This window comes from Blautia sp. DFI.9.10, assembly GCF_024461705.1.
Taxonomy (GTDB): domain Bacteria; phylum Bacillota; class Clostridia; order Lachnospirales; family Lachnospiraceae; genus Blautia_A; species Blautia_A fusiformis.
This window is the reverse complement of the sequence record NZ_JANGAA010000009.1, coordinates 11,592-31,853: the sequence shown is the minus strand read 5'-3', so window position 1 is coordinate 31,853 and position 20,262 is coordinate 11,592. Positions and strand designations below refer to the sequence as shown.

At 45.4% G+C, this 20,262-nt stretch carries 19 protein-coding genes and 1 pseudogene; 15 read left to right on the top strand and 5 right to left on the bottom strand.

Annotated features, from left to right (window positions below):
- Positions 1-70 precede the first annotated feature (70 nt).
- From pcrA to NE671_RS07285, 4 genes are all read left to right on the top strand, one after another.
- Entirely contained in the window at positions 71-2,314 is a 2,244-nt protein-coding gene (pcrA, locus tag NE671_RS07300; protein WP_173740640.1) for a DNA helicase PcrA, read from the top strand.
- Between the two features lie 177 nt (positions 2,315-2,491).
- Positions 2,492-2,722 (top strand): hypothetical protein, encoded by a 231-nt coding sequence (locus NE671_RS07295; RefSeq protein ID WP_015526073.1) that lies wholly within the window; start codon positions 2,492-2,494, stop codon positions 2,720-2,722.
- A gap of 210 nt (positions 2,723-2,932) precedes the next feature.
- Positions 2,933-4,627 (top strand): 23S rRNA (uracil(1939)-C(5))-methyltransferase RlmD, encoded by a 1,695-nt coding sequence (gene rlmD / locus NE671_RS07290; protein WP_173740622.1) that lies wholly within the window; start codon positions 2,933-2,935, stop codon positions 4,625-4,627.
- Positions 4,628-4,658: 31 nt separating this feature from the next.
- Positions 4,659-5,030, top strand: a complete 372-nt coding sequence (locus NE671_RS07285; RefSeq protein WP_015528526.1) for a TnpV protein — start codon at positions 4,659-4,661, stop codon at positions 5,028-5,030.
- 77 nt (positions 5,031-5,107) lie between these two features.
- On the opposite strand, the gene mobQ is transcribed toward NE671_RS07285, so the two are convergent.
- The 3 genes and pseudogenes from mobQ to NE671_RS07270 all read right to left on the bottom strand — a co-directional run.
- Positions 5,108-6,817: a MobQ family relaxase gene (mobQ, locus tag NE671_RS07280; protein ID WP_015528527.1), complete on the bottom strand. Its 1,710-nt coding sequence runs from the start codon at positions 6,815-6,817 to the stop codon at positions 5,108-5,110.
- Between the two features lie 137 nt (positions 6,818-6,954).
- Positions 6,955-7,176, bottom strand: a complete 222-nt coding sequence (locus NE671_RS07275; protein ID WP_014080783.1) for a DUF3847 domain-containing protein — start codon at positions 7,174-7,176, stop codon at positions 6,955-6,957.
- 170 nt (positions 7,177-7,346) lie between these two features.
- Positions 7,347-7,838, bottom strand: a pseudogene (locus NE671_RS07270) (ATP-binding protein); the annotation flags it as partial.
- Between the two features lie 202 nt (positions 7,839-8,040).
- Between NE671_RS07270 and NE671_RS07265 the strand changes: the two are divergent.
- Entirely contained in the window at positions 8,041-8,493 is a 453-nt protein-coding gene (locus NE671_RS07265; RefSeq protein WP_173740623.1) for a hypothetical protein, read from the top strand.
- A gap of 60 nt (positions 8,494-8,553) precedes the next feature.
- Here the strand turns inward: NE671_RS07265 and NE671_RS07260 are convergent, their stop codons facing one another.
- Positions 8,554-9,414 carry an Mrp/NBP35 family ATP-binding protein gene (locus tag NE671_RS07260; protein WP_173740624.1) on the bottom strand — a complete coding sequence of 287 codons (861 nt, stop codon included), beginning with the start codon at positions 9,412-9,414 and terminating at the stop codon, positions 8,554-8,556.
- Between the two features lie 30 nt (positions 9,415-9,444).
- Positions 9,445-9,984: an alpha/beta hydrolase gene (locus NE671_RS07255; RefSeq protein ID WP_227588554.1), complete on the bottom strand. Its 540-nt coding sequence runs from the start codon at positions 9,982-9,984 to the stop codon at positions 9,445-9,447.
- 28 nt (positions 9,985-10,012) lie between these two features.
- On the opposite strand from NE671_RS07255, the gene NE671_RS07250 reads away from it, so the two are divergent.
- From NE671_RS07250 to NE671_RS07205, 10 genes are all read left to right on the top strand, one after another.
- Positions 10,013-10,390, top strand: coding sequence for a hypothetical protein (locus tag NE671_RS07250; RefSeq protein WP_202030728.1), 378 nt, complete (start codon positions 10,013-10,015; stop codon positions 10,388-10,390).
- Positions 10,368-11,012: a GntR family transcriptional regulator gene (locus NE671_RS07245; protein ID WP_173740627.1), complete on the top strand. Its 645-nt coding sequence runs from the start codon at positions 10,368-10,370 to the stop codon at positions 11,010-11,012. The genes NE671_RS07250 and NE671_RS07245 overlap by 23 nt, the downstream gene beginning before the upstream one ends.
- Positions 11,013-11,164: 152 nt before the next feature.
- The gene (ttdA, locus tag NE671_RS07240; protein ID WP_173740628.1) at positions 11,165-12,064 is read left to right on the top strand and encodes a L(+)-tartrate dehydratase subunit alpha; all 900 of its coding nucleotides are present in this window, start codon (positions 11,165-11,167) and stop codon (positions 12,062-12,064) included.
- A complete protein-coding gene (gene ttdB / locus NE671_RS07235) occupies positions 12,064-12,690 on the top strand; it encodes a L(+)-tartrate dehydratase subunit beta (protein WP_173740629.1) in 627 nt (208 codons plus the stop codon). Before ttdA ends, ttdB begins: the two co-directional genes overlap by 1 nt.
- Positions 12,691-12,715: 25 nt before the next feature.
- The gene (locus NE671_RS07230; RefSeq protein ID WP_173740630.1) at positions 12,716-14,083 is read left to right on the top strand and encodes an APC family permease; all 1,368 of its coding nucleotides are present in this window, start codon (positions 12,716-12,718) and stop codon (positions 14,081-14,083) included.
- Positions 14,084-14,097: 14 nt separating this feature from the next.
- On the top strand, positions 14,098-14,976 hold the full coding sequence (locus NE671_RS07225) for an MBL fold metallo-hydrolase (protein ID WP_227588532.1): 879 nt from the start codon (positions 14,098-14,100) through the stop codon (positions 14,974-14,976).
- Positions 14,977-15,036: 60 nt separating this feature from the next.
- A complete protein-coding gene (locus NE671_RS07220) occupies positions 15,037-16,503 on the top strand; it encodes a serine hydrolase domain-containing protein (RefSeq protein WP_256163821.1) in 1,467 nt (488 codons plus the stop codon).
- A gap of 476 nt (positions 16,504-16,979) precedes the next feature.
- Positions 16,980-17,354 (top strand): cyclic nucleotide-binding domain-containing protein, encoded by a 375-nt coding sequence (locus tag NE671_RS07215; protein ID WP_173740632.1) that lies wholly within the window; start codon positions 16,980-16,982, stop codon positions 17,352-17,354.
- Positions 17,355-17,627: 273 nt separating this feature from the next.
- Positions 17,628-18,800 (top strand): ROK family protein, encoded by a 1,173-nt coding sequence (locus NE671_RS07210; protein WP_330384676.1) that lies wholly within the window; start codon positions 17,628-17,630, stop codon positions 18,798-18,800.
- A gap of 424 nt (positions 18,801-19,224) precedes the next feature.
- On the top strand, positions 19,225-20,253 hold the full coding sequence (locus NE671_RS07205) for a zinc-dependent alcohol dehydrogenase (RefSeq protein WP_059086986.1): 1,029 nt from the start codon (positions 19,225-19,227) through the stop codon (positions 20,251-20,253).
- The last annotated feature ends 9 nt before the right edge of the window (positions 20,254-20,262 follow it).

The window sequence follows — 20,262 nt, the reverse complement described above, 5'->3', positions numbered from 1 at the left end:
TTTACCGGAAAGTAAAGTCATGATAGTATATAAAGATACTGTTCATATGGAAAAAGAAATGGAGATCAAAATGAGTATACATGATGCTTTGGACACATTGAATCCTATGCAGCGGGAAGCTGCCGTACATACAGAGGGACCACTTCTGATCCTCGCAGGAGCCGGTTCCGGAAAAACAAGAGTGCTGACCCACAGGATCGCCTATTTAATGGAAGAAAAGGGTGTAAACCCATGGAATATCCTGGCGATCACCTTTACCAACAAGGCCGCCAGTGAGATGCGGGAACGTGTGAATAAAATTGCGGGAATGGGTGCGGAGAGCGTATGGGTCTCCACCTTCCATTCCGCCTGCGTGAGGATCCTGCGCAGACATATTGAGGTGCTGGGCTTTGGCAGTAATTTTACCATTTATGATGCCGACGACCAAAAAACAGTCATGAAGGAAATCTTCCGGAAGTTTGATATCAATACCAAGATTTACAAGGAACGAGGCGTTCTTGCTGAGATTTCCCATGCCAAGGATGAACTGATCACACCGGAAGAGATGGAGCTGAATGCAGGCGGCGACCCGGATGCACGGAAGATTGCCGGTATGTATAAGGAATATCAGTCTATCCTCCGGGGAAACAATGCGCTGGATTTTGATGACCTGATCGTGAAGACTGTGGAGCTTTTTCAGCATAATCCGGATATCCTGGACTATTATCAGGAACGTTTCAAATATATTATGGTGGATGAGTATCAGGATACCAATACTGCCCAGTTTAAATTTGTAAGTCTTCTTGCCGAGAAATACAAGAATCTCTGTGTGGTTGGTGATGATGATCAGTCCATCTATCGTTTTCGTGGAGCAAATATCGGGAATATCTTAGGCTTTGAGAAGGTTTTTCCTGAGGCTAAGGTGGTGCGCCTGGAACAGAATTACCGTTCTACCCAGAACATCCTCAATGCAGCCAATGAGGTGATCGTCAACAACACAGAGCGTAAGGAAAAACGCCTCTGGACAGAGAACGAAGAGGGCGATAAAGTACATTTCCGTCAGTTCAACAACGGATTTGAGGAAGCGGAGTATGTTGCAGGAGAGATCATCCAGGGGCGCCGCAACGGGAAATTCCAGTACAAGGACTGTGCAGTACTTTATCGGACCAATGCCCAGTCCCGTCTCTTTGAGGAGAAATTTCTCCTGGCAAATGTTCCTTATAAGATTGTCGGCGGCGTGAACTTTTATGCCCGCAAAGAGATTAAGGATCTGTTAAGCTATCTGAAGACCATTGACAATGCCAGTGATGATCTGGCTGTGCGCAGGATCTTAAATGTGCCAAAAAGAGGGATCGGACTCACCAGCATCGGCCGTGTCCAGGACTATGCGGATATGATGAACCTGAGCTTTTATGATGCCCTCCGTGTGGTGGAGGAAGTACCGTCCATTGGCCGGGCAGCAGGAAAGATCAATGATTTTGTATCTTTTATCCAGGGACTTAAGAGTAAGGCAGAGGCTTATACAGTCCGTGAAACGCTGGAAGAAGTGATCGAACTGACCGGTTATGTGAAAGAGCTGGAAGCAGAAAAAACAGAAGAAGCTCAGGCAAGGATCGAGAATATCGATGAGCTGATCTCCAAGACCGAATCTTTCCAGGAAGCCATGGAAGAGGCAGGACAGCCGGCAACACTTTCCGCATTTCTGGAAGAGATCGCACTGGTGGCAGATATTGATTCCGTTGATCCGGATCAGGATTATGTGCTTCTTATGACCCTTCACAGTGCCAAGGGACTGGAATTCCCCAATGTATTTATGGCAGGTATGGAGGACGGAGTATTTCCGGGATATGCGTCCATCTGGTCCGGAGACCCGTCGGATATTGAAGAAGAGCGAAGACTCTGTTATGTGGGGATCACACGTGCCATGAAGGAACTGACATTAACCTGTGCAAAACAGCGTATGATCCGTGGAGAGACCCAGTACAACCGTGTATCACGCTTTGTAAGGGAAATTCCAAGAGAATTGGTGGATCTTGGACATACGATTCAGGAGAAAAAGCCCAAGGTGGATAACATCGTATCTCCGAAGAGCGCCTATGCACAGATGAAGATGAATTTCCAGGCAAAGACCAGCCTCCAGAAAAAAGACTTTACGGTCAGCAAGGCAGCAAGCCTGGATTACGGTGTCGGTGATACGGTACGCCATGTGAAATTCGGTGTCGGTATCGTAAAAAATATTGTAGATGGCGGCAGGGATTACGAGGTAACGGTCGACTTTGACAAAGTCGGAGTGAAAAAAATGTTCGCAGGTTTTGCCAAGCTGAAAAAGATCTGATCGGAAGCAATATGAAGGCAAGAATGTTCCTGTGAAAATTTGCGTAAGTTATGGTAAAACCAGACATATGGTGGTATAATAAGAACACTTAAGAGATATTAGTACAGTGAAACTACTGTGCTACGGGTTTACTGTCAGACAGTACAGCCGAATAGAAAGAAAGGATGGTGCAGTGTTATGAATTTAAATACAACAAAGCTTGAAGAACTGCTTGCGACACTGAAGAAAAAAGAAGAAGAGAAAGATAAGAACACAGTCCTTTGGGTACTGGCGATCATCGGTGCGGTTGCAGCTGTTGCAGGAATCGCATTTGCAGTATACCGTTTCTTCGCTCCGGATTATCTGGAGGATTTCGAAGAAGATTTTGATGATGACTTCGATGATTATTTTGAGGACGAGGAAGAGTAAGATCTTTCACCGGAACAGCTGTTTTGAACAGATCAGAATGGTTGTCTGCAGTGTATGAATATGAGAAGCGGATGATTGAAGCCCCGGCGCGATACCGGGGCTTGATTTTTGAATGCAGGCAGTGAAGCGATTGTGTTTGCGAGCAGACCGTAAAGCAAATTTGGAATATTCGATTTACTGCCTGCTGCTTATAAGACAGAAAGAGGATTTATGAAAAAAGGTGAAATTTACGAAGGTGTTATAGAAAAAGTGGAATTTCCAAACAAAGGCTTTGTATGGGTGGATGACCAGAAAGTCATTGTAAAGAACGGAATTCCGGGACAGAAAGTACGTTTTATGATCAACAAGAAGCGTTCCGGACGGGCGGAGGGACGCCTCTTAGAAGTTCTGGAGAAATCTCCGCTGGAGACAAGAGAACCGGCCTGTCAGGAATTCCCGGCCTGTGGCGGCTGTATGTACCAGACCATGAGTTATGAGGCGCAGAAAGAGATGAAGGAGCGCCAGGTAAGGGAACTTCTGGATGGGGCAGTCAGAGAAAGTATGGATAAGATCGGGAAGAACAGTGATGAGACAGAAGAAACTGAGGATACAGACAAGTTGTATCACTGGGATGGAATCTACGGAAGTCCTATCGAGTTTGGATACCGCAACAAGATGGAGTTTTCCTTTGGCGATGAGTATAAGGATGGTCCGCTGTCCCTTGGACTTCATAAGAAGGGCAGCACTTACGATATCCTGAATACAGATGACTGTAAGCTGGTGCATCCGGATATGACGAAAATCCTTGCCTGTGTGCGGGAGTTTTTCCTGGAGCGTAATGCCAGCTTTTATAAGAAGCTTCAGCATGTGGGATATCTCCGACATCTGCTTCTTCGAAGAGGTGTCACAAGCGGCGAGATCCTTGTCCATGTGGTGACCACCACCCAGGAAGAGTATGATCTGGAACCACTGAAAGAACAGCTCCTTGCACTTCCCCTGGAAGGTAAGATCGTGGGGATCATGCACATTTTAAATGATTCTCTGTCCGATGTGGTACAGAGCGATGAGACGAAGATTCTTTACGGAAAGGATTATTTCTACGAAGAACTTCTTGGGCTGAAATTTAAGATCAGCACGTTTTCCTTCTTCCAGCCAAATTCCCTGGCTGCGGAGATCCTGTATTCAAAAGTCCGTGAATATGTGGGGGATACCAGAGATAAAGTAGTGTTTGACCTTTACAGCGGCACCGGCACTATCGCCCAGCTTGCGGCATCTGTTGCCAGTGAGGTGATCGGCGTGGAGATCGTGGAAGATGCGGTAAAAGCTGCCAGAGAAAACGCAGCACGAAATGGCATCAGCAACTGCCGCTTTATAGCCGGAGATGTGCTGAAAGTGCTGGATGAAGTGCCGGAGAAACCGGATATGATCATTCTGGATCCGCCAAGAGACGGCGTTCACCCGAAAGCCCTTCCGAAGATTCTGGCTTATGGGGTGGACCAGATCGTATACATTTCCTGCAAGGTTACAAGCCTTGTAAGAGACCTTCCGGCATTTTATGAAGCAGGGTATCAGATGACCAACGCCTGTGCAGTGGATCAGTTCTGTCAGGGGGTTCATGTGGAGACGGTTGTTCTTTTGTCCCAACAAAAACCAGATGACACGATAGAGATCGACTTAGACCTGGACGAGCTGGATGCCACCAGTGCCGAGTTGAAAGCAACCTATCAGGAAATCAAAGATTATGTGCTGAAAGAATTTGGCTTGAAGGTTTCAAGTTTATATATTTCTCAGGTAAAACGCAAATGTGGAATTGAAGTGGGAGAAAACTATAATCTTCCAAAATCAGAAAATGCAAGAGTTCCGCAATGCCCGAAAGAGAAAGAAGATGCTATCAAGGCTGCCCTGAAATATTATGCGATGATCTAAGGACATCGCTGATTTCAAGGAGGAATAACACATGAAAAGCACATTTGAAAAAATGGGTGGAACCTACACACTTGGCGCAGACGGAATTTACTATCCGAATCTTGTCAGTACAGATGAAGAACCGCATTATGGGAAATATGGAATGATGCGGAAAACATATCTGAAAGAGCATCGTCCGGCAATGTATTCACTGTATATGTTGGAAGACAGACTGACAGAACATCTGAATACTGTGGACGATGAAGCACAGGAGAGAATGGATATTCTGGTGCGTCAGATGATGGAGAGGCAGGGCATTACGGAAGAATTGAAAGCTTGTGACCAGATGGAATGGGTCAGAGCGGTAAATAATGTCCGGAATGCTGCAGAAGAGATTGTGTTGAAAGAATTGATTTACAGGTAAACAAAGGGCTGAACAGGTAGGACGAAAAATCCTATTTGTTCAGCTCTTGTGTTTATAATGGGCAAAGAAGAACCAAATTATAATTCCATATCATACGACCTTTTCTTAGTCCGAGCAGGCTGATTTCGCCGCATCTCCTGTTTCCTCTGATATTCAAGTTCCCAGGCACGATGGGAAAAAACATCAGGATCTTCCACATTGAGATAATCTACCTCATTGGCGGCAATATCACGACGGTGATAGTCATAATATTTACCGAAAGTACCTTTGAGCTGTTCGATTAGCTTATCCCGAAAATCAGGACGTATCTGGATTCTGGTGTCCAGCAATTCTGTATACTGTTCAGGTTCAGGACGAAATTTTTCTTCCCGGAAAGCGGCGGCATCTTTTTCAAGATGTTTTTTGAGCGAGATGTCCTGAGAATCTAGGATATCAAGATTGTTATTCATCTGGTCGTATTTCTTGGATAGATTCGTCATATCTTTATCGGTAGAGCATTCTGCCTGGAAGATTAGCTGCTCTTTCCTTGATTTCAGTTCTTCAATTTCTTCGGTAACAGTGGTAAGCTGCTGATTCAATTTTATATGCTGGATGGGATTAAAAATACTGGCTTTCTCTTTTTTCACATTCAGTTCTTTCCGCTCTGTAACTTTAGCTTTGAGTTTCTTTTTAACGGTGTTGTATTTATTCAGTATTGGATTAAAATGATTCATCCAGTCATGGATCACTTCTTTTTGCATCTCATTGTGGAGCAAATGATATTGTGTAAAAATCATGTGATTGCGGATTGCTTCCAATGTTTCTGCTATTATTGGAATAGATTTTTCTACAGCCTGTGCCAGTTTTGCTACCTGGGCTTTTAATTCCCGGAGCATTTTGTTATCTGCACGAATCTGACGGTTGATTTCACAGCGGTCTGCTATCATGCCTTTCTTTTCCATATTCTGGGCAATGTAGCCTTCATGGATGGTTGGCTGTTCGGTGATTCCCTGATCTGCAAAGCTGCGGTGATTAATGGTAGCATTTATCTGATTACGTGCAAGCATTTTATTTACGGCATCTGCCCAGTTTGCCCGCCAGATGCAAAGTTGTTCATCACTGTTCCATTGTTCGGAAATAGGATTCTGTCTGCCATATCGGCTGCTCTTGGGGTGTTTATCATTCCGTTCATATCCTTTTTCCTGTGCAACAGAGGAAGTCAGATATTCTTTCTTTTTCCCAACTTTATAGCGATATTGCTTTTCCCATCCCTGTTTCTGAGCAGTTTTAAATTCAGAAGCAGTAAATCCTTTTTCTTCTCCATCTTTGATACAGAGATATTCTTTTTCGGTTTTATACTGCCATGTTCCATTTTCATTTAGTGGTCGGACAGTAAGAAGAATGTGTGCATGGGGATTGTGACCATCTGTATTGTGAATGGCAAAATCAGCACACATCCCCATATCTACAAAATTCTTTTTAATAAAATCCTGAAGAAGAGAAATATTGCTGTCTTTATCCAACTCAACGGGGAGTGCGACAACAAATTCTCTTGCAAGTCGGCTGTCTTTGGTCTTTTCGTTTTCTTCCACAGCATTCCAGAGTTGTTCCCGGTCATTCCATTCCAATGGAGCCATTGGAGGAAGCATCACCTCCTGATAGATCAGCCCCTGCTTTCTGGTATAGTCATGCTGGATGCCGTCATAATCATTGTACATGCGGCTACAGCTCATATAAGCAGAAGCAGCAACAGCAGATCGACCGGAACCACGGCTGACGACTTTGGCTTGCATATGATAAATTGCCATATCTGGCACCTCCTTTCGATGTTGCCTGCAACAGCGGATAAAGCCCTCGGCAGAGCGCACGAGCCCCGAAGGGGATACCACTGCCTGATTTATCAGGTGGTGAGTAAGTGCGCCCTTCGGGAGTGGAACTTGTGCGTTTACATTCCCCGTAGCCGGATCATCAGCTCCCGTTTCAGGGAATCTAAATCCATTTCTTTAATATGGGGAACAATACTTTCCAGAATTGCTCCTTCCTGGACTAACCTGTGTGTTCTGGCATCACGTTCTTTTTTGCGATTTCTTGCTTCGGCTTCTTCCTGGCGGTGTCTTGCCTGTAAAAGTGCTTTTTCTTCCGGTGTCATGATTTTTTTATCTGCCATATCTGGCACCTCCTTTTTATGCCCGTATCCGGGCAGTTTTGGTTTTAAAATCTTTTGGTTTGGTACTATGGTTTTAGATAACTGACAGTGACATATTTCCGGTAATAAATGAGGAAAGAAAGTAGTACCACTGTCAGTGAAAAGTAATCATTGTGTTATACTTTTTCGAGTCAATTCTGGTTCGGAGCATGATTGTTCAACAGGATTTTTTTTGCCTGTTTTAAATTAGCTGTTGCATTGTCCTGACGGATATTCCGGTTATTGATACGGACAGGAATACATCTCTCCAGAATACGGTCATAAATTCGTTTGTGTGCGATATCAGCGGCATTATTCAGCTCTGATAAAGTGAGATTGGTCGTTATGATCAGAGGCTTTTTACTGCGGTAACGACTGTCGATCACATTGAATACCTGTTCCAGTGCAAAGTCAGAGTTCCGCTCAATTCCGAGATCATCAATAATCAGAAGACTGTAGCGGTTTAAGTTGTTGATGAACTGGTTTCTGTCTTCAAAATGCATTCCGGTAAGGGTATTCAGAATCCGGGAAAAGTTGGTCATCAGTACAGGAACGCCTTTTTCCAGCAGGGCATTGGCAATGCAGCCTGCAAAAAAAGATTTTCCAGTACCGACATCACCCCAGATGAGAAGTCCGGAGCCGTTCTTCCATCTCATGCCTGTTTTTCTCCAGGCTTTCTGCAATTTCCCGTCTCATGGTCTCCTCTTTTCTCTTCCCTTTTCCCGGGAAGTCTGTTCTGAGAGGCAGTATTTCCTTTTTTGAAAAAATTTATGCTGGTCTAAAAGCGTGTCTGGAAAAATACAATGCACTGAGGAAAAAATTTCTTTCAAATAAGGAGGTTTCACCTTGCAGTCCAAGCCGAAAATCCTGGTACTGAAAATGCGGGAACTGGTCTATACGGGAATTTTTCTGTTTCTGGCGGTGGTCCTGATCGTCCTTCTGGTGCTGATGTTCCGCACAGAAAAGGCGCCGGAGAAGCGGACGTCCATCTCCACCGAGCGCTACACGGCCGGCGTCTACTCCTCTCCTGTGACCCTCGGTGACACGGTGGTGGATGTGACCGTGACCGTCGATCCGGACCGGATCAAAGCCATCGATCTTAACAATCTCAGCGAAACCACCTCCACCATGTACCCGCTGATCCGCCCGGCTGTGGAAGAGCTGGAAGCCCAGATTCTGGAAAAACAGTCCACGAAGGATATCACCTGGGAGGCCACGGGAAAATACACCGCCGGCATCCTCTTAAACGCCATCGAAAAGGCCCTGGACCAGGCGGAAGGCAGCGTGTTTTCCGAATAGTTTTCCGCCGGAAAGAGAAAAAGCGTCCCGGTTTTTCGCCGAAACGCTTTTTTCTTTTTCTTATTCTTCGTCGTCTTTGGGATTCTCACGGTAGAGCTTGTAGAGCTTTTCCACAGCCGCATCCAGGTGCGTATCTTTCTGCTCGGAGAATTTTCCGCCGTCTGCCAGGGAAGCCAGAGACGGGTCGATGGGCATTTTTCCGAGAACCTCGGTCTCAAGGGAAGCGGCAATCTCGTCGATATGGCTCTCGCCGAAGACGGAGATCTTCTTGCCGCAATCCGGACAGACAAGGTAGCTGTAGTTCTCCACGATGCCGAGTACCGGAATCTTCATGGCTTTTGCCATGTTGAAGGCCTTGGTCACGATCATGCGTACCAGATCCTGGGGGGAAGAAACGATAACGATGCCTTCCACCGGAAGGGACTGGAAGACCGTCAGTGGTACATCACCGGTTCCTGGCGGCATATCCACGAACAGGAAGTCCAGTTCGCCCCAGATCACATCGCTCCAGAACTGTTTTACCATGTTGGCGATGACCGGTCCTCTCCAGATCACCGGGTCCTCCTCGTTGGGAACGAGAAGATTTAAGGACATGACCTTGATGCCGTTCTCGGTGACAACGGGAATGATGCCGTTATCGTCAGCCACGGCCGGTCCGTGAAGGCCGTACATTTTCGGGATGGACGGGCCTGTGATATCCGCATCCAGGATACCTACCCGGAAGCCTTTCTCTGCCATGCGGTTTGCCAGGGTGGCGGTCACCATGGATTTACCGACGCCGCCTTTTCCGCTGACCACGCCGATGACGTGTCTTACATTGGAATAAATATTCTGGTCTACCAGAAAGCTGGTCTTCTTGGAGGGGCATCCCTCGCAGCTCTCCTTTGTGCAGCCCTGATTGCTGCAGCTTTTTTCTGCCATTTTTATATCCTCCTGTGGCAATTTAATAATCTAATCTTCTGCATAAGCATCTGCTTCTATGCATCTGTGGAAAAATCCCAGCACTTTATGCTCGTATTCCTCCCTGTGGAGATAGTAACTCTCCGCATGGCCTGCGCCTTTGGCGATCCAGATCTCCTTCTCACCGGCTGCGGCCTGATAAATCTTTTTGCCCATGCCCGTGGGCACGAAATCATCCTTCTCCCCGTGGATCACCAGCACCGGAAGCCGGCTCTCGGCGATACAGTCATCGGAAGAAAAGTCAGAAAAACCATAGCCTGCCAAAGCCTTGCAGAAGAGGTTCGTCAGCCAGATCAGCGGCCTGCTTAAATAGCCTTTTCCACTCTGCTTCAGCACATGCTGAAACTCCTCCTCGGGAGAAGTGAAGCCACAGTCCTCCACGATGCCCCGTACGGACATGGGAAGGCAGAGGTCCGACGCCATGAGCACTGTGGCTGCTCCCATGGAGATTCCATGGAGGAAAATGTTCTGTTTTCCGTCGAAACGCTCATCCAGAAAGCGCACCCAGCGGTAGCAGTCTTCCCGGTCCAGGATGCCGGTGCGGGAAGCCCTGATTCTTTTGGAATATCAGGGGCTTGTGAGACGCCTGCCGAATAATCACGTCCGTGTGGCAGAACTTTCTGGAGACTGCCTGGATCATATTTTTGAACTGGGACTGGCACTGGAGGCGGAAGTGCTGGAAAAATGGGCAGATCCGGAAGAGTTGCCGGATGAAGAGCTCGAATTTCACCGCTATCTTTATGAGAAGTGTCCGTTTGATTTTCAGCGAAAAATGCTGGAAACTTTTACGGAAATTTATCTTTGTTTTGGAATCCGTGCAAGAGATCATAAGCTGGAAAAAGATCCGGCGGGCGGCCTGAAGGCTTATCTGGAGGAGATAAAACAGGCAATTATAAAAGAAAGAGGGAAAATAAATGCTGGGGTTAAAACCGATTAAACTGCTGCCGGCCCGTGAGCGGGTGGCATCTGCGCTTCGCAAGGCGATCATCGCCCAACAGATCAAAGAAGGGGAGACGCTGACACTGGAGACCACGGCCCAGCAACTGGGAGTTTCCATCACACCGGTGCGGGAGGCTTTCCAGATTCTGGAGAGGGACGGGCTGATTTCCCTGCAGCAGAACAGAGGAGCCACCGTGCTGGGAATCAACGAAAAAACGCTTCGGGAGCATTATCAGGTCCGGGCCGTCCTGGAAAAAGCAGCCTGTGAGCTTTGCTGTGAAAATGGAGCAGATCTTTCCTCTGTGAAGAACTGCATTGACACTGCAGAGGAGGCTCTGGAACGCAATGATGTGACGGATTATGCCAACCAGAATCAGTCCTTTCATTATGAAATCTGGAAGGCAGCGGGCAACGGAAAGCTGGAAAAAATGCTGGGAGAGCTCTGGAATGGCCTGTCCCTGGGCTTAAATTCCACAGAAGAGGAGTACGCGCGGCGTTCCCAGAAGGAGCACCAGCAGATCTATGCGGCACTGGAAAAAAGAGATGCCGCTTTGGCTGGTAAGGAGATGGAAAAACACATTTACCGCAGTATGGAGGATGTATTGACTCGATACCAGTGATTGTGAATTTTGCATAAAAATAAATATAGAAAATAATAGAAAACGCTGAATCTGTAAAAAATAGTTGACGGATCCAGCGTTTTCGTCTATATTGAGAAACAAGAAATGGATACATTATTAAATATAAAAAATAAAATATCAAGGAGGAACCCATGAGCAGGGAAGAACAGGTAGAAAAACTGACCGCTTATATGGCGAATTTCATCGGCTATACGGCGAAGGTACTTCCGGATGATGTGATCGCAAAACTGGATGAGCTGGCAGAAAGGGAAGATGGCTTTTTGCCGAAAGTGATTTATCAGACGATGAAGAAAAATCAGAAGCTGGCGAAAGAACTGGACCGACCCAGCTGTCAGGATACAGGAGTGCTCCAGTTCTGGGTAAAATGCGGAACAGCTTTTCCGTTAATCGGAGATCTGGAAGCTCTTTTGAAAGAGGCTGTGATCCGTGCAACTTTTCAGACACCGCTCCGGCACAATAGTGTGGAAACTTTTGACGAGTATAACACAGGAAAAAACGTGGGAAAGGGAACTCCCACCGTATTCTGGGATATTGTGCCGGACAGTGATAAATGTGAGATTTACACCTATATGGCAGGCGGCGGCTGCTCCCTTCCGGGAAAGGCCATGGTGCTGATGCCGGGGGCCGGTTACGAAGGTGTGACAAAATTTGTTATGGATGTGATGACAACTTATGGCCTGAATGCCTGTCCGCCGCTTCTCGTAGGTGTGGGCGTGGCCACCTCTGTGGAGACAGCGGCTCTGTTGTCCAAGAAGGCGCTGATGCGTCCCATTGGTTCCCACAATGAAAATGAGAGAGCGGCTTATATGGAAAAGCTTCTGGAGAATGGAATCAATTCCATTGGCCTTGGGCCCCAGGGGATGGGCGGAAAATATTCCGTTATGGGCGTTCATATCGAAAATACGGCGCGCCATCCCTCCACCATTGGCGTGGCAGTCAATGTGGGCTGCTGGTCCCACAGAAGAGGCCATATCATTTTTGACAGAGATCTGAACTACACGATCACAACACATTCGGGGGTGACTTTATAATGCTGGAGATAAAAGGAGAAAAAAAGATTCTCATCACGCCAATTTCGGAGGAGGATTTAAAGGATATCCATATCGGAGATATCATTTATCTGAATGGAGATCTCACGACCTGCCGGGATGTGGCGCACCGCCGCCTGGTGGAAGAGGGGCGGGAACTTCCTGTGGATGTAAGAAATGCGGCGATTCTGCATGCGGGCCCGATCATCCGTCCGCTGGAAAATAGCCGGTTTGAGATGGTTTCTGTAGGTCCTACGACAAGTATGCGTATGGAAAAATTTGAGAAAGAATTTGTGCGGGATACCGGAGTGAGAGTAATCGTGGGGAAAGGAGGTATGGGACCGAACACGGAGTACGCCTGCAGAAATTATAGAGCGATCCACTGTGTTTTTCCGGCGGGAAACGCGGTGGTTGCAGCGACAGAGGTGGAAGAGATTGTGGAGGCACAGTGGCAGGATCTTGGCATGCCGGAAACGCTTTGGCACTGCCATGTAAAAGAATTTGGTCCGTTGATTGTGTCGATCGACACCGAAGGCCGGAATCTTTTTGAAGAAAACAAAGTGCTCTTTAATAAGCGAAAGGACGAGGCCACCGCCGAAATCTGCCGTCATGTAAGCTTCATCAAGTAAGCATAAGAGAAAGGACAGAGAAAAAATGAGCAGACAAAACAACATTATAAATAAGCCGGAACCGGCTCCTGGTACACTGGGAAAATTGGATCTTTTTGGAATTGGTTTTGGAGCCGTAGTGGGAGCCGGAATGGTAACTTTGATGGGGCCAGCCATGGCCTACACCGGATATTCAGTATGGCTGGCCATGCTTTTGGCAACGGTGCTGGCACTGGTTATGATTTTTCCCTACATTATTCTGGGTGGTACGCTTCGTGTCGCAGGTGGTCAGTATTCTGTCGTGACAAACCTCACCAGCCCTTCCGCGGGCGGTCTTGTGATCTATTCCAACCTGATTTTTACCGTTCAGTTCAGTACCTTTGCTATGGCCTTTGGTCTCTACATGAATATGGTACTGCCGACAGTTTCGGCTAAAATTTTTGGTATTACTATCATTTTCCTGCTAGTGGGACTGAATCTTCTGGGTATTAATGCTTTTGCGAAGATCAATAACCTGATGAGCGGCATCCTGCTGGTATCTATGGTGGCCTATGATATTTACGGTCTGACTCAGATCAACCAGCCAATTTTTGATTTTTCCAGTTCTCAGATGTTTACCGGCGGTTTCAAGGGCTTTTTCCTGGCAACCTTTCTTCTTATCAACTGCTGCCATGGGTATTACGGACTCATCTATTTTGGAAAAGAAGCAAAAAGCGCAACAAAGGATATGCCTTTTGCCTGCCTGATGTGTTTCCCGGTAGTGGTATTTATCTATGTGACACTGGCTATGGTTACTTCAGGAACAGTTCCTTATGAAAATGCTAACGGAGCCGCAACAATTTTACCGGCGGCACTGGCGATTCTTCCGAAACCTGTTTATTATGCTTTTGTAGTGGGTGGTCCCATCATGGCGATTCTGACTACGCTGAATTCGTCCATTGCATCGTTCCGTTTCCAGCCAACCCAGGCGGCAAAAGATGGCTGGCTTCCTAAAGCGATTCTGAAAGAAAACAGATTTGGAATGCCACCGATTCAGCTGCTTTTCATGCTTATTATGCTGCTGATTCCCATTGTGTTCAATGTAAGTATTGTAACCATTAACTATATCAGTCAGATTATTATGTTTGGTCTGGGAATCGCCACTCTGATCGGCATTGCGCGGATTCCGAAGCTTTATCCGGAGGCCTGGAAAAAGAACAGCTTTCATATGTCAAAAACGGCGCTCTGGATCAGCGTGCTGCTGAGTGCGACGCTCTATACCATTAACTTTGTGAAAGCCGTCATTGTGCTGGAGCCGATCTATGCAGTTATCGCAGTGGTAGCCATGGTTGTTGCGCTGGTACTCGGAAAAGTGATTGCCGACAGAGGTGGTCTTCATATCGAGACCTCTGTCTGGCCGCCAAAATCAGAATAAAGGAGGAAGTTACCATGTCTGTAAAAAACGATTACGACCGCTTTATAGCAGAGCAGAAAGAAGTTATGAAAAAAGAGCTGATTCAGTTTGCTATGCTGGATCAGGAAAAACGATATGTAGAGCCTTTTCGGATTTTCGGAAATGTCTATTATGCAGGCGATTCCTGGGTTTGTGTTCATGTGATCGATACGGGAGATGGTCTTCTGCTCATCGATTCCGGAAATGCACAGGCAACGGCCATGCTGATTCATTCGATCTGGTCTCTTGGCTTTAATCCTGCGGATATCAGGTGGATTATTCTTTCTCATGGTCATGTAGATCATATAGGAGGGGTTAATTTCCTGAGAAAAATGTTCGGCTGTAAGGTATATCTCGGTGAGCCGGATGCGGTGATGTTTAAGGAACATCCGGAACTTTCTTTGGTGCAGGAAAGTGGCAACTCTCTTGAAATGCTTTTTGAACCGGATGAGGCGATCCGGGAAGGAGATATTCTGAAATTTGGAAATGTCACTATAGAATGTAAACTGGTGCCGGGGCATACGGCGGGCTGTGTCGCATTATTTTTCGATGTCAGTGATGGAGAAAAAACAGTCCGGGCAGGCTATTATGGAGGCTTTGGTTTTAACACACTGACCAAAGAGTATCTGACAGAGATTGGGGATCCCGGGTTTCAGATGAGAAAGGTTTACATAGAGTCCATTGATAAAGTGAAGGATGAAAAGGTAGAGCTTTTCCTGGGAAATCATACAGAAAATAATAAATTTTTTGAAAAACTGGAAAAATTGAAAGCCGACCCTGATGGAGAAAATCCCTTCATCAACGATCAGGACTGGAAAGAGTATCTGGAACAGAAAAAAGCAGAACTGGAGGTATTTTCTGCCAAAGACTGCTGATAAAAGAGTGGAGCAGCCTGCCTGAAAAGACGGGCTGTTTTCCGTGTATAAGGAGGAAAAATGGAAACAATTTATGTAGATCCTGAAAATTACGGGATTGATTCGGGAAAGTTAAGAGAGATGCTGGAGGTACTGGAAAAGGAAGCGGAGCTTCACAGCATTTCTGTAAAATATGAAGGAAAAACGATTCTTGAAGGAGCCTGGAAGCCTTTTACCCTGGAGGATCCCCAGATGATGCATTCTCTTTCCAAGACGGGAACGGCGATTTGTGTGGGTTTTGCCCTGGATGAGGGAAAGCTGAAGCTGGAAGCTCCGTTTCTTGATTATATCAGGGAGGATCTTCCGGAAGAGTACGATCCGGCTTTGGAAAAAATTACGGTTTACGATCTGCTGACCATGCAGGCCGGTTCGCCTTTTTGCTGCAACAATGTCTGGTTTTCAAGACTTGAGAAAAACTGGGAGACCGCCTGGCTGAGAGAAAAAAAGATTCTGGAAGATATTGGAAAAGTGTTTCATTATGATTCAGGCTGCAGCTATACCCTGTCCCGGATTGTCACAAAAGTTATGGGGAAAAACTGCAGGACACTTCTTGATGAACGAGTCTTTGAAAAAATGGGCTTCCGGGAAATTCGATGGCTTTCAAGTCCGGAAGGACATAGCACCGGAGGCTGGGGCCTGTATCTGACGGCTAGGGAAATTTCGGAGCTTGGCGTACTTTTTTTACGAAAAGGAAAATGGAAGGGCGAGCAGCTGATTCCTGCCTGGTGGGTGGAGACGCTGAGTAAGCCCCAGGTGGCGATCCCGGGCTGCGCAGGAAAAGCGCTGTCCCATTATGCCTATCATATCAAAGCAGGGAAAGAGATGTTTGCGGCGGAAGGCGCTTTTGGACAGTTTTTGCTCTGTTTTCGGAATTTTCCTGTTACAATCGGCATTACAGCGGGAACAACGGCAGAGAGGATACCGGATATCTGTCTTGCTTATATAAAGGAAGCTTTTCAGCAGAGGTCTGCTGCGCCGGAGCTTCGGGCAGAGCACAGCAGAAATCTGAAGAAAAAAACGGCAGATTTAAGTCTTGCCTTTCCAAAGGGAGAACATGCCCAGTGGGAGGTGGATAATTGGATGCTGATGAACCAGAAGTTTTCGTTCAGTGAAAATCCCCGCGGCATCCAGGAGGCCTTTTTTCTCCAGGAAAATGACAACCTGGAGATCTGGCTGAAAATTGACGGCGAGGAAAAACAGCTCACGGCCGGCTTCAGAAAATGGATCAGGAACGACCTCTATCCCGGAAACTTCCGGCATCAGTATCACTGCCTTGCTTATGCCTTTGACGGTTCCGCGCTCCGGATCAAAGTTGCTCTGATCAATACCTCCTACGTTGAAACCTACACTCTCCGCCCTACAGTCGCGGGAGATTCCGCTACCGCCATCCACCCTCAGCTTACCTGTAGCTGGCAGCCCAACGTAACCTACCTCCCACCTGCCCCTGACAACACCTGGCACTTCACCGCTACCCGGAAGCCGGAATGAGTTACTTCGTACAAGGAGCCACTGTTCCGCGAGGTGTTTTGGCATGTATATGCCAAAGTGCCGATGGTTACAAGTCAAAATCCATCGCCGAAGGTGATTTTCACTCGTAACTGTGAAAGTACGGAACAGTTTCGGCTCCTTAAAAATGGTGCAATGGGGAGCTTCTACAAGCTTGGATTGACTGCATATTGCAAAATTCCAAAATAAGTCAAATGCAGTCATAAAATGTATGTTTGCAAACGCCCAAACGTTCAAAATAAGTCAAACACATCCATATTTGGATATCCATCCCACCATAGAGTCTTACACTACCAGTCTGACGTAAGCCCCATATTTTTTGACCTTGAGCAGAAAAGGAAGCTCGAAGGGAAAGGCGGCGAGCCTGTCCCTTCGAATATCATTATTTTGAATAAAATTTGACGTAACTCCCAAAATACCTTATAATCCCATCAAAAAGCAAAGGTTTACGCAATTTTATGAAAATGGAAAACAAGCTACTATCTTTAGACACCCCTCTCTTTGAGGGCATCACCCAACAAGACCGTCGCCCCATGCTGGACTGTATTACCTATCATACCGCTGTTTTCAGCAAAGGCGAGATCATCGCCTTCGAGCAGGAAAATATGAAGCACATTGGCATCGTCCTTTCAGGAGCCGTCGATATGATAAAGGAGGATCTCTGGGGCAACAAGACACTTCTGGTCCGTATGCGGAAAAATGAGCTCTTCGGGGAGACCTTCGCTTGTGGGAACGACAGTCGTTCCACGGTGACATTCCATGTGGAGACGGTTGTTCTTTTGTCCCAACATCGAGACAAGAGTACTTGTCTCGATGAACGCGGTAGTCGGTAAATCGAGATGCAAGCATCTCGGCTTGCCTCGTTGCTCGCGCAAAAACCAGATGACACGATAGAGAGCGACTTAGACTTAGATGAGCTGGATACAACCAGAGCTGAGTTGAAAGCTCGTGATTAGAGGGAATGTGTCAGATTGGTAAATGGTATTCGTAATATGGTAGAAGAGATTATGTTAAAAGAATTGGTTTATATCTAAAGCGTGGAAAGCTCCTTCGGGAGCTTTTTGCTGTTTATAAGATAAATTCTGTCGGAGATTTATTATAAAACATTGCTTTACAAGAAGAATAAAAAAGCATATAATTCTTTTATAATATATTTAATAAAAGAGGGTAAGAAAACGGAAAATAAAGATAAAAAAAATATAACAAGAAAAAGAATAATTAATTATGTGCTGAACAATCATGTTACATCCAAGGCGGGAATCGCAAAAGATTTAAATTTGAGTATGCCGACTGTGTTAGCAAATGTGAATGACTTGTTAGAAAAAATGGTGTTGGAAGAAACTGGGGAATATGCTTCGACCGGTGGAAGAAAGGCAAAAAGTATAGGGATTAATAAGTCATACTGTCATGCAATGGGAATTTTGATTACAGCGAATCATATAGAAATGGTATTAGTAAATCTTGGAGATGAGATTATAAAAAAAGATCGCATCCGTTTAAAATTTACGGCAGAATTATCCTATTGTACAGAAGTGGCACAAAAGGTCAAAACTTTTCTTGAAGGCGAATTAGCGAAGGATACGCTACTTGGGATTGGAGTGGCGATTCCGGGAATTATTGATCAGAAAGAACGGATCGTTTTAAAATCCCATGCTTTAGGTATAGAGAATTATAGTCTGCGCTTTTTAGAGCAGGCTTTGGAAATTCCAGTATATTTTGAAAACGATGCTAATGCTGCAATGCTTGCAGAAAAAAAGCAAAAGTATCCAAATGCGATATATCTGTCTTTGAACCACACCTTAGGAGGCGCATTCTGCATAGATGGAAAGCTGTTTCGAGGGCAGAACCAGAAAGCAGGTGAGTTTGGTCACATGATACTCGTTCCCGGTGGAAGAAAGTGTTATTGTGGTAAATCAGGATGTGCAGATGCATATTGTGCTGCAAGTGTACTGACACAAGATAACAGGCAGTCACTGGATGCATTTATGGAAAAAATTGAAAGTGGTGATGAAAAAATTTTGCAGACATGGAATGAGTATCTGGATCATCTTGCTGTTTTGATATCAAATCTGCGGATGGCATATGATATGGATATCATACTAGGAGGTGATGTGGGAGGTGTATTGTCAGATTATATGATACCACTGGGAGAAAAAGTGATGGCATATAATGGCTTTGAGCATGATGTTTCATACTTAAAAAATTGTTCGTATAAGAAAGAAGCGTCGGCTGTTGGAGCTGCGAAATACTTTTTTACAAAACATATGGCAGAATTGTAAATTTTTTGAACGCAGATAAGCAGTACACCGCATCTGGTGCGCAGGGCATTAAGTGTAGGGGAAGGGGATGTTCACTCTGTTGGAGTTAAAAGCTCCCACTGACAGGTTGCAAAGCGAATGAGGATGTCCGCTTTATATGTGTGAAAAACAAGAAGTTGTGTAAAATTAGAAAAAGATATTATAGTAAAAAACGGAAAGAAAACAGTAACTACGGTTTCCTTTCCGTTTTTTTCGTGTTGATTGTGAAAAATACACAAAAAATGTATTTTAAAATTATGAAATATATAAAATTATGAAAAACATATTGACAAATCGTGTTTACAGGATAATAATGTAATTACTTTAATAAAACAATTTATAAAAGACCAAATAAAACAATATAAATAAGGAGGAAACAATTATGATAAAAAAGGAGAAAACAATTATGTTACAGCAGGTAATGACAAATCCAGGAGAAATTATTTTCAGAGAGGTTCCGGTTCCGGAGGTAAAGGAAAATCAGGTGTTGGTAAAGATTATGAATATTGGTGTTTGTGGATCAGATATTCATGTTTATCATGGAAAACATCCGTTTACAAAATATCCGGTAACACAGGGACATGAGGTTTCTGGTGAGATTACAGAACTTGGAAAAAATGTCACAGAGTTTCATGTGGGACAGAAGGTGACGATAGAGCCTCAGGTATATTGTGGACATTGCTATCCATGTCGTCATGGAAAGTATAATCTCTGTGAGGAATTAAAAGTAATGGGATTTCAGACGACAGGAACAGCATCTGAGTATTTTGCAGTGGATGCATCTAAAGTAACACCTATTCCAGAAGATATGTCCTATGAAGAAGGAGCTATGATCGAACCTCTTGCGGTGGCAGTTCATGGTGTAAAACAGATGGGCGATGTGGCTGGCATGAATATTGTAGTCCTTGGCGCAGGACCGATCGGAAATCTCGTGGCACAGGCAGCAAAAGGAATGGGGGCAGCGAAAGTGATGATCACAGATATCAGTGATCTTAGACTGGCAAAGGCAAAAGAATGTGGAATTGATGTGTGTGTGAATACCAAAAATAAAGACTTCGGTGAGGCAATGATCGAAGCATTTGGACCGGATAAGGCGGATGTGATCTACGACTGTGCCGGAAACAATATTACAATGGGACAGGCAATTAAATATGCAAGAAAAGGAAGCACGATCGTACTGGTGGCTGTTTTTGCAGGAATGGCAGAAGTAGATCTTGCAGTGGCAAATGACCACGAACTTGACATTAAGAGCACGATGATGTACCGCCATGATGATTACATAGATGGAATCAGACTGGTAAATGAGGGTAAAGTTCATTTGAAACCGCTCATCTCAAAGACATTTGCTTTTAAAGATTATCTGAAGGCATACCAGTATATTGATGATAACCGCGAGACAACGATGAAAGTAATTATCAACGTCAGTGAAAAGTAAGGAGTTCGT

Excerpts from the sequence above, each read along its gene's own strand:
- pcrA (WP_173740640.1), top strand. The coding sequence starts at position 71 with ATGAGTATACATGATGCTTTGGACACATTGAATCCTATGCAGCGGGAA.
- NE671_RS07295 (WP_015526073.1), top strand. The coding sequence starts at position 2,492 with ATGAATTTAAATACAACAAAGCTTGAAGAACTGCTTGCGACACTGAAG.
- rlmD (WP_173740622.1), top strand. The coding sequence starts at position 2,933 with ATGAAAAAAGGTGAAATTTACGAAGGTGTTATAGAAAAAGTGGAATTT.
- NE671_RS07285 (WP_015528526.1), top strand. The coding sequence starts at position 4,659 with ATGAAAAGCACATTTGAAAAAATGGGTGGAACCTACACACTTGGCGCA.
- mobQ (WP_015528527.1), bottom strand. The coding sequence starts at position 6,817 with ATGGCAATTTATCATATGCAAGCCAAAGTCGTCAGCCGTGGTTCCGGT.
- NE671_RS07275 (WP_014080783.1), bottom strand. The coding sequence starts at position 7,176 with ATGGCAGATAAAAAAATCATGACACCGGAAGAAAAAGCACTTTTACAG.
- NE671_RS07260 (WP_173740624.1), bottom strand. The coding sequence starts at position 9,414 with ATGGCAGAAAAAAGCTGCAGCAATCAGGGCTGCACAAAGGAGAGCTGC.
- NE671_RS07245 (WP_173740627.1), top strand. The coding sequence starts at position 10,368 with ATGCTGGGGTTAAAACCGATTAAACTGCTGCCGGCCCGTGAGCGGGTG.
- ttdA (WP_173740628.1), top strand. The coding sequence starts at position 11,165 with ATGAGCAGGGAAGAACAGGTAGAAAAACTGACCGCTTATATGGCGAAT.
- ttdB (WP_173740629.1), top strand. The coding sequence starts at position 12,064 with ATGCTGGAGATAAAAGGAGAAAAAAAGATTCTCATCACGCCAATTTCG.
- NE671_RS07230 (WP_173740630.1), top strand. The coding sequence starts at position 12,716 with ATGAGCAGACAAAACAACATTATAAATAAGCCGGAACCGGCTCCTGGT.
- NE671_RS07225 (WP_227588532.1), top strand. The coding sequence starts at position 14,098 with ATGTCTGTAAAAAACGATTACGACCGCTTTATAGCAGAGCAGAAAGAA.
- NE671_RS07220 (WP_256163821.1), top strand. The coding sequence starts at position 15,037 with ATGGAAACAATTTATGTAGATCCTGAAAATTACGGGATTGATTCGGGA.
- NE671_RS07215 (WP_173740632.1), top strand. The coding sequence starts at position 16,980 with ATGAAAATGGAAAACAAGCTACTATCTTTAGACACCCCTCTCTTTGAG.
- NE671_RS07205 (WP_059086986.1), top strand. The coding sequence starts at position 19,225 with ATGTTACAGCAGGTAATGACAAATCCAGGAGAAATTATTTTCAGAGAG.